This window comes from Bacteroides sp. OF03-11BH (assembly GCF_003604005.1).
GTDB classification, from domain to species: Bacteria; Bacteroidota; Bacteroidia; order Bacteroidales; family Bacteroidaceae; genus Bacteroides; species Bacteroides ovatus.
This window is the reverse complement of the sequence record NZ_QTMW01000004.1, coordinates 49,057-61,672: the sequence shown is the minus strand read 5'-3', so window position 1 is coordinate 61,672 and position 12,616 is coordinate 49,057. Positions and strand designations below refer to the sequence as shown.

Genomic DNA, 12,616 nt, shown 5'->3' with positions numbered 1-12,616 from the left:
GCCGTCCTTGACAAGAATGTTAGGACGGCTTACACTTTTGTAAACCTCATTTGCTTCGGGTTATCCTCCGGTCAGTCGATGATATGGTATTTCCTTAGTTTCTCATACAGGGTAGTCCGGCTGACATTGAGCAACCGGGCCGCCTTGGAACGGTTGTCACCCGTCTTTTCAAGGGTCTGGAGAAGCAACGCCTTTTCTTTTTCTTCTTCCGTCCACTGCGTTTCTTCTTCTTTAGGAAGGGAGATTTCAAGGTTCAGGTCTGAAACGGAAATCCATTGCTCTTGGCAGATGAGTACGGCTCGACCTATTACATTCTTCAGTTCACGGATATTCCCCGGCCAGGGATATTCCAGCAGTGCCGCCTCTGCCAGCCGGTCAAAGCCACGAAACGATTTATGGGCCTTGGCGCAAGTGAGTTTCAAGAAAAAATAAGCCAGAGGAAGGATGTCTTCCCGGCATTCTGCCAGTGTAGGAATCCGCAGAGTGAACTCATTGAGCCGGTGGAACAGGTCTTCCCGGAAGCGTCCTTCTCCGATGGCTTTTTCCAGATTCTCATTGGTGGCGGCAACCAGCCGGATATCAAAAGAGTATTCTTTCGTGGAACCTACCGGCTTGCAGCGTTTCTCTTGCAAGGCCCTGAGCAGGAGCATCTGTGTCTTATAGGAAAGGTTGCCTATCTCGTCCAGAAACAATGTCCCTCCGTTAACGGCACGGAACAATCCGACCTTGTCGCTTTCCGCACCGGTAAAGGCTCCCTTCTGATGACCGAAAAACTCGGAGGCGGCAAGCTCATCGGAAATGGCCCCGCAGTCGATAGCCAGATACGGCTTGTTCTTCCGATGGCTCCGGGCATGTATCTCGGCTGCAATGTGCTCCTTCCCGGTGCCGGAAGCCCCACGGAGCAGAACGGAGATGTCGGCACAGGCAATCATCTCTATCAGACGGTACATCTCATGGGCTTTGGGGCTTTCACCTCGGTAGAACTCCTGTTCGTTATCGTTTTTATCCAGTATCTCCGTTATCAGAGCCAGGAGATTGTCTGGCTGCACAGGCTTACACAGGTAGTTGATGGCTCCCAGTTGCATGGTTGTCACCGCATTCTCCACCTGTCCGTAGTTGGTCATGATCAGAAAAGGGATAGAGTAGTACTTCTCATTCATCCATTTCAGGAGCGAGGTGCTATTTCCGTCCGGCAGGCGCAGGTCTGCCAGTATTAGGTCGAACTCCTTTTGCCCGATGGCTTTACGGGCATTCGCAAGGGTTGCCACGCATTCGGTTTTCATCCCTTTTTTCACCAGCCAGTTGCTGATGCTACGGCTGAACACAATATCATCTTCAATAATCAGGATTGTTTTCATAGGCTTTCCTCCCGTATTTTTCAGCGTATACTATCAGTTTTTCCACTGCCCGGATGATGTCCCGCATTTCCATGGATTGTCTATTGGTCCACTCTGTCGCAGGTTCTGTCACCAGTTCCCGTAAATGAGACAAGGGGAAATCCAGACGGACGGTTTCCCATAGGGGCAGGTTCTTATGCAGGATGGAGGCGGCGGCCTCCTTGTCTTGTCGGTCTAAGGCAGCGGTTAATGCGGCAAGGTCTTTCCGGCTCTCTTCGATAAACAGGGCGAGCATTTCCTCCCTGTTGTCCTCTCCTGAAAGGATGAGTGAGAAATCGGGAGCATACTCCTTTCTGTCTTTTTCTCCTATCACTTGTGCCACTGTATTTATCAGTTCTTCCATAGAGAATGGTTTATGGATGCAGCCCGAAAAGCCGCCCGACAGATACTCGTTGTCATCATCCACCCGTGCCGTTACCGCTATGACGGGGATTGTCTTTGCGTTCTCCATATTGGATGCCCGGAGCAGTTCAAGTATTCCGTAGCCGTCCGTTTCAGGCATCTGTATATCCGTCAGCAGCAGGTCATATCTTTGTGACCGTAGCCGGGTAACCAGTTCACGGCTGGTCTGGCAGCAGTCGCACCGCACTCCGTTACGGTTAAACATCTCTTTGGTAATGTTCAGTTGCATCCGGTCGTCATCAATGACCAGTACGTTGATTCCATCCAGATGATAATCAGTAGCGATGCGTGTCTCATCCATCTGGGTGGATTCATCCGCCTCAAGGAGTGGCAGGAATGCGGTAAACGTGCTGCCTTCACCCGGTTTGCTTTTTACGGTAAGGCTTCCCTGCATCCCGGAGACCAGCCTGCTTGCAATGGCCAGCCCCAATCCGAAACCGGGAACATTACGGGCATTGTCCAACCGTTCAAAAGCTGTGAATATCCGGGTTGTTTCTTCCTCCGTCATCCCGGTACCGGTGTCCTGTACCGAGAAATGCAATTCTTTATTCCGGTATTCCGCTTGCAGGCGGATTTCACCTTGCCGGGTGAATTTAATGGCGTTGGAAAGCAGATTGTTCAGGATTTGCTGGAGCTGGGAACGGTCACCGCTTACTACCACATCCAGACCGGAAAAGGCGGTTGTCAGCCGCAGCTTTTTCTTTTTGGCCAGCGAACCGTAGTTCCGGGCTGTTTCGCTGAAAAGGGTCTCCAGCCGGAAAATCGAAAGGATGGGTTTGTTCCTGCCGGTATCCAGCAGGTAGAATCCGATCAGCGTATTGACCAGCCCGATCATGTAATCGGAAGAATGGAGTATATTTTCCGCATACTCGTCCTTGCGGCTCTTCTTTTCTTCCCCGGGGAGCAGTTCGGCGCATCCTTTGATAGTAGCCAGTGGCGCACGAAGGTCATGAGCGATGGTGAGCATCATGCGTTTTCTGGATTGTAGGAGCTCCGTGTTCTCACGATTGGAGGCTTCCAGCTGACGCTGATACTGGTTTATCCTGTTCAGATCCCGGTGGATGATAAGATACAGGAGGACGGTCAGCAACGAGATGAGGACAGCCAGCAGAGAGACCGTATGGAACGAGCGGTCGCGTGTGGAAATGAATTGCCTGTAACGCTCATCAAGCCGTATTCCAGCATCCGCCTCAAAGTCCCTGACAATCCGGTGTAGCCTGTGGTTCAGGTCCGTGTTGTTACTGTACAGGAGGTCCATCTGTTCCAGCAGCCTTTCCCGTTCGGCTTTCTGCATGTCGGTCACCTCCCTGTCAAGGGAGTGCAGCATGCTCGTGACAGATGTGGTACCCTGATGTTTACCAATGGACTGTCGCTGGCGTTCCAGCTGTTCCTTCTGCTGCAGATAGGCCGATTTTTTCCTCCCGGGCCTGATGAATGACCAGAAACCCTTCTTCGGAGTTTCCTCCTCCTTCTTTTTCTCGGCAGGAAGGACATCCGCCTGCTGGATATGGGACACGATTGCCGGAATCTTGCTGTTCACGATCTCGCCGGTCTTGCGCAGACGCCCGAACGTGTCCATGACCGTGTCTAACAACAGTTCCTTTCTTTCCAGCAGCAGGCATAACGAATCTATGCGCGACTGTTGTTCGGGAGACTTCACATACCTTTTCAGTGTCTGCAACATGTTACAGACACTGTCTTTTTTTGTGTGGTAGAGTCCAAGGTCGCTTTCATCCCAGACGCTGGCTGTTTCACCGTAAGTGGCCAGTCCCAGCAAGCCCGCGTATGTTTCTCCGGCCAGATGCCGGATACAGGCCAGTTCATGCTCATCCTGTCGCAGGCTGTTCCGCCTCGTCTGTTCCTTGCGGAAGATATGAATGGTCAGGACGAGCAGGAGAAGCAGTATGACATATCCTAAAAGGATTTTAAGTTTCAACCACATGGAAGTCTTCATTCTTATATTGGAATCCTACAAAAAGGCGTGTTCGCTCATATAAAAGGGAATAATAGAAACTTATGATAAAAGTTTATTACTGTTTCAAACCATTTGAGGATACCTCGCAAGTTTGCTATCACACAGTTGATCTTTTAATCTTTTTTTATACTCACAGAAAGGATAGGAACCTGCTTTTTATGACTGAAACATATCACATCCCCTTTATTGGACATTACATTCTCATTCGATCATATTGTTTTCATTTCGGCTCATCCGTTTCTTCACCCGTTCTACTGCTTCCGATACAATTTCTTTGTTTTCAAAGCGTTGTGTATAATTGGTATAGTCTGGATGAATCCGTTTGTAGGTCGGGTCAAGAAACAAAGGACTGGAAATAATATGGTCCGCTGTCGAACGGTTACAACAGAAAACTATATTTTCAACTCCCGCCAGCCGGGTCAGTGCCTTTACATCCGTGTCATGTGGCTGCAATGTCATCGGATCCGTGAAAAAGAACAAATAATCAATCTCTCCTTCCACAATACGTGAGCCCATTTGCTGGTCACCACCTAAAGGACCGGATTTCAGAATCGTGATATCCCATTCTGTTTCAGGATGTTTCTCTTCGAGCGCTTTTTTAATGAGTGTACCGGTGGTTCCCGTACAATAGAACTTATGCCCTATCAGACGTTCCGAGTTCCAAAGAACCCATTCTATCATGTCCTTTTTCATTGCATCGTGTGCAACCAGACCGATTTTACGAACAATTGTTTTCATCATAATAATAAAATATGGTTTATGTGATAATATAATTAACAATATCCAACAGCTTTATAAAAAACAGGAGAATGACTGTATGAGTTTGAGCAGCTCCTTGTTCGCCCGGCTGTCCACGGTGGCTTCCCGCCTCTCCTCAAACAAAGTAAGCGTTGCGGAGCATTCCCCGCAGATATCAATGCCGACTACACGTTCCTTTCGAAGGACAATTGCCAGTAATTCCTCCAGTTCCTGCAGGCTGAAAGACCCTTGATCCCAGTCTGTTACTGCGGATGCCGGGTTCAGGACATCCTTGTCTATGGACAAGTAAACCGGTCCTTCAATATACGCAGAGGAGAAATTGCGCCAGCCCTTCTCGTGAGCTAACGTCGCTTCGCTATAAAAACTGACTCGTTGTCCGTATTCTTCCGGTACGGTGCGTATCAGTTTGTCCGATGCACCGACTATCACCACTTTCTTGCAAAGCATATTCCAGTCTAACATGTCTTTTACCCAGCTCCCACAAGAAAGCATGCCCTTGAACAAGGGAGGCTGCATGTCGGGGTGATGGTCGAATACAATCAGAGAGAACGGAACTCGAAGTTTGTCTGTCCATAATTTGGTCAGGTAATGATAATTGCCCGAATCAATGAAATGGATACCTTCCGCTGGATAACCGGCAATCACCCGCTTCAATTTTCGTATCCCCTCCTTGTCACAGTAACCTCTCGTTCCAGAAAGGTGACGGCAGTCTAGCCAAATGAACTGATTGTTCCGTGCAAATACCTCATGGGCATACACACCGGTGAAGTTCATGATGACAACCGGCCAGACGGTTTCTCGGTCCGCCTTCTTCTTACACCGTCCATTTGTCAGTAACTCTTGCTTATTCATGTCCGTTCAGAACCATCGTACATAACAAAAATCTTGCCGGTGAGGTAACAGGGGATGGTTGGGATACATTCTGAATGCCTGTTTGAAGCTTCCAGCGCTGAACATTCTGGTTATTGCCTTGAAAGTGTATAGGTTTCCGTCTTTGGATGTCAAAGAAAAAGGAATGACCTCATGGATGCGATCCTCATTCTCCTCATGCCGTATAATGACCGATTCCAATCCGATCGCGTTGTCCAGCCCTTTCTCGTCAATGACGACCGTCATCTCGTATTCCTTACCAGCCTCCACCGTGGCGTCCAATCCTTTTCCCGCATTCACGGAAACGATTTCCACGGCATTCCATCTGCTGTCGACAGCTGCCTTCCAGCCGGCAAGCGTTTTCGCCTTTGCATAATTGTCCGCCGCCAAAACATGAAAGTGTTCCGACAACTTGTTGTAAAATCCGTCATAGTAGTCATCCAGCTGTCTTTTCATCGTGAAGCGGGGAGCTATTTGCGCAACCGAGTTCTTGATGTACTTGACCCAGGTTTCCGGATAGTCTTTTTCTTTCCGTTCATAATATAACGGCAGGATATTATGTTCCAGCAGGAAATAAATTGTTTCCGCATCCAGTTGGTTCTGGTACTGTTCATCCTGATAGGTGGCCTTGTCGGTGATGGCCCATCCCGCCTCCTTGCGGTAGCCTTCGTACCACCAACCGTCCAGCACGGAGAAGTTGAGTACGCCGTTCATCAGAGCCTTCTCACCGGAAGTTCCGGAAGCCTCCGCAAGACGGGTGGGAGTATTCATCCAGATGTCAACCCCAGAAATAAGATGCCGTGCCAGGTCCATGTCATAATTCTCAAGGAAGATGATTTTACCCAAGAATTCAGGACGGCGGGATATCTCCACAATCTGCTTGATGAGCCCTTGCCCGGCAGTGTCGTTTGGATGGGCTTTTCCTGCAAAGACAAACTGTATGGGATGTTCCTGATTGTTCACAATCCGCGCCAGACGATCCAAATCGGTAAACAAAAGATGAGCTCTTTTGTAAGTTGCAAAGCGCCTTCCGAAGCCGACAAGAAGAGCATTCGGATTAAACTTCTCGAAAATGGAGACACCCAATGCCGGGTCAACCTGGCTTTTGAGCCAGTCCCGGCCGCATTTCCACTTGATGTAGGATATCAGTTTGGTTTTCAACCTTTTCCGCATGTTCCATATCTCTTCATCGGGTATATTATAAACGCCTTTCCATATTTCCTGATTGGACTGGTCGTTCATGAAATTCTCATCGAAATTGTCCTTAAACAGCTTTTTCCACTCCGCCGTACACCAAGTGGGAAAGTGTACGCCATTCGTCACATAGCCCACATGGTTCTCTTCCGGGAAATAGCCTTTCCAGAGAGGCGCGAACATCTGCTGTGAAACGGACTTGTGCAGCTTGCTGACACCGTTTACCGCCTGGCTGGTTTTGCAGGCGAATACCGACATGCAGAAACGTTCTCCCTTGTTGCCCGGAGTTTGCCGTCCGAGGTTCATCAACTCGTCCCACGTAATGCCCAGCTTATCAGGATATCCTTTCATATATTTATTGAAAAGCCCCTCATCGAAATAGTCATGGCCGGCAGGCACAGGTGTATGCACAGTGTAAAGCGAGGAAGCCCTAACCAGTTCCATGGCTTGTCCGAAGTCCAGGCCTTCGGATATATAGTCGCATAACCGCTGGATATTGATCAGTGCGGCATGCCCCTCGTTGCAGTGATATACATCTTTCTCGATGCCCAATACTTTTAATGTCATCATTCCTCCGATGCCGAGCAGTATTTCCTGCTTGAGCCGGTTTTCCCAGTCACCGCCATACAGGTGATGGGTAATCGGACGGTCGAACTCGCTGTTCAGTTCATTGTCCGTATCCAGCAGGTAGAGGGAAACACGTCCCACATTGGCCTTCCATACATTGGCATGGACCGTGAAACTGTCGGCATAGGGAACATGGATTACCAGTTGTCGCCCGTCAGGCTGCATCACTTTCTCTATCGGAAGCTGCCCGAAATTCTGTGGGTCATAATGAACCTGTTGCTGCCCGTCCATCGCCAGAGCCTGGTCAAAATAGCCATAACGATATAAAAGCCCTACAGCGCAGAGGTCTACGTTACTGTCCGAAGCTTCCTTCAGATAGTCACCTGCCAATATGCCCAGACCGCCGGAATAGATTTTAAGAACCCTGTCCAGACCATATTCCATGCTGAAATAGGCAACTGACGGACGGCTGTGGTCCGGCTCCACATCAAGATACGCCTTAAAAGTGGAATATACGTTTTCCATCTTACGCATGAAGTTTCCGTCATGTGTCAGTGCCTCCAGCTCTTCATAATCCATCCGTTCCAGAAACAGTACCGGATTCTGTTCCGCCTCTTCCCATAGTTCCGGGTTCAAACCACTATATAAACTCTTCGCATCCTCGTTCCAGGTCCACCAAAGATTATGTGCCATCTCCGCAAATCTCCGCAATTCTGCCGGAAGGTGTGAACCGACTGTAATCTCCCTCCATTGTGGGACGTTTACATGATAACTTGAATATTCCATAACATTTTACTTATTTGATAGTTCATGATTTTTTTCTGTGGAGGTTTCTCCTGTTTCCGGTTCTTCCTGTGGAAATGTCCCGGCTGTACCCTGGAAATTCTCGAGGAACTGTTTTTCCATACTTAGCGATCGTTTCCGTATCCGCTTGGAAAAATAGATAACGACAATGATCAGGAAAGATAATATCAGTCCTGACCCCAAAGCGACATTGAAAAGACGGATGATGATACCCATTACGATAATGATACAGATCAACACCTTGATCACTATCATTGATACCAGCAGCCCCCTGTTGAACCTGTTGTCCGCCCAAAGTTTGCGGAATTCGACGGAATTGTTTTTCTTCATGATGATGGCGCACAAAAACGGGGATATGATAAGGAGGACAAGAACGAAGCTCAGCAGGCTTCCTTTCATCCCCGGAATACGTCCCATTACCAGAGGATACGCATAGGAGAAGAACAGCGCTATGAAAAACAGGCATACCACCAGATAAAGGGTGACGGATACCAACATGGACCTGATGAGCTTGTGCCAGGAGCCTTGATGTCTTGTGGTCATTGTTCCAGAAGAATAATGCGTCAGGTAATCTTTCAGGAATTGTGGCAAGTGCCTGTCTGCAAAACAGTAGACGGGATCCGACAGTCTTATCATATAAGGAGTAAGGAAAGTGGTGATGACCGATACTGCCACTATGACCGGATAAAGGTATTTGTCCATTACATTCAGACTGATTCCTAACGAAGCGATGATGAACGCAAACTCACCCACTTGTGCCAGGGAAAAGCCGGCTTGTATCGCAATCTTTAGCGGTTGTCCGGAAAGCAACACGCCGAAACTCCCGAACAGGACCTGCCCGCATAGGACCAGTGCCGTCAGGATAAAAACAGGAACGGCATATTCCCATATCATGGCAGGGTCGATCATCATTCCCACTGATACGAAGAAAACGGAGGCGAACAGGTCCTTTACCGGTTGCACGATATGTGCGATTTCTTCCGCTTTATCTGTTTCTGCCAGCAGGGATCCCATGACGAACGCACCCAGCGCGGCGGAGAATCCCGCCTTTGTCGCTATCATCACCATTCCCAGGCATAGTCCCAGGGAGGTTGTCAACAGTATTTCATTGCTAATAAAGCGGTTCAATCTTTTCAGAAGGGTAGGAATCAGATAGATTCCCAATGCTGACCAGAAAATAAGAAAGGCCGCAAGTTTCAATATGCTCTCCAGCATTTCGAAGCCTTCAAAATGCTTGCCTACAGCCAATGTGGAGAGGACCACCATCATGATTACCGCCACCACGTCCTCAATGATTAGTATCCCCAGGACAATACCGGTAAATTTCTGATCGAGAAGCCCCATGTCACTGAATGCTTTGAATACGATGGCGGTGGAGGACATGGACAGCATTCCGCCCAGAAAGATACAGCTCGTGTGTGAGAAGCCCATCGCATTGCCTGCCGTATATCCCAGGAACATCATGCCGCAGACGATGATAACAGTGGAGAATATGGCCGAGGCTCCCACACTTATCAGCTTTCTGAACGAGAAATCCAGTCCTATGGCGAACAGGAGGAAAATAACACCGATATCCGCCCATATCTTGATATTGGCCTGGTCGGAAACAGTCGGGAATAGGGAAATGGAAGGACCTGCCATAATACCGGCCACAATATATCCCACTATGACCGGCTGTCCCAGCCATTTGAAAATGACGGTTATGATACCGGCTATAATCAAGATAGTGGCAAGGTCTGATATTAAAGGGGCAACTTCCGACATAGGAGTAACATTTTATATGGACAACTCGTTAAGGACACGGATCAGGTTTTTGTCAATGGGCTTGTCGTTCTTGATAGCCTGGTCAAAAGGAACATAGACAATCTCATTGTTATGTATGCCTACCATGATATTGTGCTGGTCCTCCATCAGGGCCTGTATGGCGGCCTCACCCAGCCGGCTGGCCAATATGCGGTCGTTGGCACTTGGCGCTCCTCCCCGTTGTAGATGTCCCAGGATAGAGACCCTGACATCATATCCGGGGTATTCCCTTTTTACCCGGTCGGCATAGTGCATGGCTCCGCCATTCTTATTGCCCGGGCTTTCCGTCACGATGACGATGCTGCTGTTCTTGGTCTTCCGGAATCCGCGTCCGATAAAAGTCTCCAGCTGATCCGCATCCGTCCGGTCTTCCGGAATAATGGCGGCCTCGGCTCCCGAGGCTATTGCGCTGTTCTGGGCGAGGAAACCGGCGTCGCGTCCCATCACCTCGACAAAGAAAATTCGGTCGTGCGAGGTGGCTGTATCCCGGATTTTGTCCACACACTCCACAATGGTGTTCAGGGCCGTATCATATCCGATTGTAAAATCGGTACCGTACAGGTCATTGTCGATGGTACCGGGCAGTCCTATGCACGTGACAGGGTATTCCTCGGCAAATATGCGGGCTCCAGTCAGTGAGCCGTCGCCCCCGATGACTACCAGCGCCCCGATTTTTTCTTTCCTCATGGTATCGTATGCCTCTCTGCGTCCTTCCGGGGTGGTGAACGCTTCGGAACGTGCCGTTTTCAGGATGGTTCCCCCACGCTGGATGATGCTGCTCACATCCTCGGTCGTAAGTTCCCTGGACTCGCCCGCTATCAGGCCTTCGTACCCTCTGTAAATTCCTTTGACTTTGAAGCCGTTGAAAATGGCGGTACGGGTCACGGCACGGATTGCCGCATTCATTCCGGAAGCGTCCCCTCCGGAAGTAAGGATTCCTATATATTCATCTTTTTTCATCTATCTCAGTTCTTGTTTTGTTTCATTCTGCCAATATAGCTTTCAGTTTTTTCCGGCAGTGAAAAATACGGCTCTTTATGGTTCCCAAACTCACACCGGTTCTTTCCGCTATCTCACGGTATTTGAACCCTGACAGGTACATCTCAAAAGGTATGAAATGCGACTCCGGTATACTTTTGATGGCATTACGTATCTTTTCCAGGTCATAGTTCCTGTCCACCTCCTCTGTACGGGACTCGTCCATGATCCGCGAATAATATGCAGGATCGGAGGATATGTACAGACGGGTATGACCGACCTCCGCCCGGTAACCGTTGATAAACGTGTTACGCATGATGATAAACAGCCACCCTTTGAAATTTGTGTTCTTGTTGTAACTTTCTTTGTGAAGCATTGCCTTGAGCAGGGTATCCTGCAGCAGATCTTCCGCCTTCTCCCTGTCCGCTGTCAGTTTGTACGCGAAACGGAACAGTTCGTCCTGTACGCTAAGCAGCTCTTTTTCAAAATTGAATTCCTTCATCGGTTGTGCCGGTTCCCTGTTCCGGAAGTGCCTGTTAAAGGCCGGACGGCTCTCCGGACAGGAAAAGCCTGTCCGGCCTTACACCATTCCAGATATGGAATTATTTAACCTCGATAGCCTTGGAAGTTTTTTGTTTTTCTTCCTCCTTCACTTTCGGGATTTCAATGGACAGGATCCCGTGTTCGACTTTTGCGGAAATCTTATCCTTCTCCACGTTTTCAGGTAGCAGGATGGTCTGCTGGAACTTGGAATAAGAGAATTCGCGGCGGAGATACTTCTTGTCTTTCTTCTCCTCCTTCTTCTCTTCTTTCTTTTCCATGCAGATTGTCAGGTTGTTGTTTTCGTCAACATTCACCTTGAAATCATCCTTCGTCATTCCGGGAGCCGCCATTTCAACCTTGTAGTCCTTGTCATTCTCAATGACATTGATGGCAGGAGCCGTAACTCCCGTTTTTGCCAGCCACTCATTCTCGAAGAAATCGTTAAAAATACTCGGCAACCAGTTTGAATTTGTTTTTACAGGTACCATTTTTACCTCCTTTTTTAAATTGTTAATAAATAAAATATTCAAAAAGACAATACAAATCAGTCTGATTGACTGACTCTTATCGTCTGATCATACCTTGTTCGGCTACAGCCTCCGTCCGTCTCCGTATCTCCTCCTGGTCTCCGAGGAAATAGTCCCTGACAAGCACCGGCCGTTCATCAAATTCGAATACATAAGGTACTGCCGTGGGCAGGTTCAAGAGGGATATGTCCGTATCGGAAATATTCTTGAGATGCTTGACTATCCCGCGCAGACTGTTTCCATGGGCAACGACAAGCAGGTTGTCCCTATGCATCAATGTGGGTAGGATGACACATTCCCAATAGGGCATGACACGCATGACGGCATCCTTCAGGGATTCAGTCCGTGGCAGTTCCATTTCGGGAACACCGGCGTAACGGGTGTCGTTCCCCGGATAGCGGGGATCGTCTTCCTTCACCGGCTCGGGCGACACGCCGTAACTTCTCCGCCAGATATGGACTTGTTCCTCGCCATATTTGTCTGCTGTCTCCCTTTTGTTAAGTCCCTGAAGTATGCCGTAGTGTTTCTCGTTCAACCTCCAGCTTTTCTCCACCGGGATCCAGTCTTCATTGAGACGGTCCAGAACACAATTCAACGTTTTCACAGCCCGTTTCAGATAGGATGTGTAAGCCGCCTCAAAAGAGAATCCCGCTTCTTTCAGCATATCACCGGCTTTACAGGCTTCTGCGATCCCCTTATCACTCAGGTCTACATCGGTCCAACCGGTAAAGCGGTTTTCCTTGTTCCATAGGCTCTCGCCATGTCTCAACAATACGATCCTTTTCATGCCATATAGT

General features: G+C 48.8%; 10 protein-coding genes. All 10 read right to left on the bottom strand.

The window, feature by feature from the left end; translation table 11 throughout:
• Nucleotides 1-71: 71 nt before the first annotated feature.
• The 10 genes from DXA54_RS04090 to gpmA all read right to left on the bottom strand — a co-directional run bounded on the left by DXA54_RS04090 (nt 72) and on the right by gpmA (nt 12,606).
• Nucleotides 72-1,358, bottom strand: a complete 1,287-nt coding sequence (locus DXA54_RS04090) for a sigma-54-dependent transcriptional regulator (RefSeq protein WP_004308106.1) — start codon at nt 1,356-1,358, stop codon at nt 72-74.
• Nucleotides 1,336-3,741, bottom strand: coding sequence for an ATP-binding protein (locus DXA54_RS04085; RefSeq protein WP_004312905.1), 2,406 nt, complete (start codon nt 3,739-3,741; stop codon nt 1,336-1,338). Before DXA54_RS04085 ends, DXA54_RS04090 begins: the two co-directional genes overlap by 23 nt.
• A gap of 234 nt (nt 3,742-3,975) precedes the next feature.
• On the bottom strand, nt 3,976-4,512 hold the full coding sequence (locus DXA54_RS04080; protein WP_008775197.1) for a methylglyoxal synthase: 537 nt from the start codon (nt 4,510-4,512) through the stop codon (nt 3,976-3,978).
• 54 nt (nt 4,513-4,566) lie between these two features.
• Entirely contained in the window at nt 4,567-5,385 is an 819-nt protein-coding gene (locus DXA54_RS04075; protein ID WP_004308109.1) for an arginase family protein, read from the bottom strand.
• Between the two features lie 6 nt (nt 5,386-5,391).
• A complete protein-coding gene (glgP, locus tag DXA54_RS04070) occupies nt 5,392-7,950 on the bottom strand; it encodes an alpha-glucan family phosphorylase (RefSeq protein WP_004313433.1) in 2,559 nt (852 codons plus the stop codon).
• A 6-nt stretch (nt 7,951-7,956) separates the two neighbouring features.
• On the bottom strand, nt 7,957-9,732 hold the full coding sequence (locus DXA54_RS04065) for a cation:proton antiporter (RefSeq protein ID WP_004308112.1): 1,776 nt from the start codon (nt 9,730-9,732) through the stop codon (nt 7,957-7,959).
• Nucleotides 9,733-9,744: 12 nt separating this feature from the next.
• The gene (gene pfkA / locus DXA54_RS04060; RefSeq protein WP_004308113.1) at nt 9,745-10,731 is read right to left on the bottom strand and encodes a 6-phosphofructokinase; all 987 of its coding nucleotides are present in this window, start codon (nt 10,729-10,731) and stop codon (nt 9,745-9,747) included.
• Between the two features lie 22 nt (nt 10,732-10,753).
• Nucleotides 10,754-11,251, bottom strand: a complete 498-nt coding sequence (locus DXA54_RS04055; protein WP_004308114.1) for an RNA polymerase sigma factor — start codon at nt 11,249-11,251, stop codon at nt 10,754-10,756.
• A 100-nt stretch (nt 11,252-11,351) separates the two neighbouring features.
• Entirely contained in the window at nt 11,352-11,780 is a 429-nt protein-coding gene (locus tag DXA54_RS04050; protein WP_004308115.1) for an Hsp20/alpha crystallin family protein, read from the bottom strand.
• A gap of 76 nt (nt 11,781-11,856) precedes the next feature.
• Nucleotides 11,857-12,606 (bottom strand): 2,3-diphosphoglycerate-dependent phosphoglycerate mutase, encoded by a 750-nt coding sequence (gene gpmA / locus DXA54_RS04045; RefSeq protein WP_004308116.1) that lies wholly within the window; start codon nt 12,604-12,606, stop codon nt 11,857-11,859.
• Nucleotides 12,607-12,616: the final 10 nt, after the last annotated feature.

Bases quoted from the DNA above. Each gene is read 5' to 3' on its own strand.
- DXA54_RS04090 (WP_004308106.1), bottom strand. From the start codon at position 1,358: ATGAAAACAATCCTGATTATTGAAGATGATATTGTGTTCAGCCGTAGC.
- DXA54_RS04085 (WP_004312905.1), bottom strand. From the start codon at position 3,741: ATGTGGTTGAAACTTAAAATCCTTTTAGGATATGTCATACTGCTTCTC.
- DXA54_RS04080 (WP_008775197.1), bottom strand. From the start codon at position 4,512: ATGAAAACAATTGTTCGTAAAATCGGTCTGGTTGCACACGATGCAATG.
- DXA54_RS04075 (WP_004308109.1), bottom strand. From the start codon at position 5,385: ATGAATAAGCAAGAGTTACTGACAAATGGACGGTGTAAGAAGAAGGCG.
- glgP (WP_004313433.1), bottom strand. From the start codon at position 7,950: ATGGAATATTCAAGTTATCATGTAAACGTCCCACAATGGAGGGAGATT.
- DXA54_RS04065 (WP_004308112.1), bottom strand. From the start codon at position 9,732: ATGTCGGAAGTTGCCCCTTTAATATCAGACCTTGCCACTATCTTGATT.
- pfkA (WP_004308113.1), bottom strand. From the start codon at position 10,731: ATGAAAAAAGATGAATATATAGGAATCCTTACTTCCGGAGGGGACGCT.
- DXA54_RS04055 (WP_004308114.1), bottom strand. From the start codon at position 11,251: ATGAAGGAATTCAATTTTGAAAAAGAGCTGCTTAGCGTACAGGACGAA.
- DXA54_RS04050 (WP_004308115.1), bottom strand. From the start codon at position 11,780: ATGGTACCTGTAAAAACAAATTCAAACTGGTTGCCGAGTATTTTTAAC.
- gpmA (WP_004308116.1), bottom strand. From the start codon at position 12,606: ATGAAAAGGATCGTATTGTTGAGACATGGCGAGAGCCTATGGAACAAG.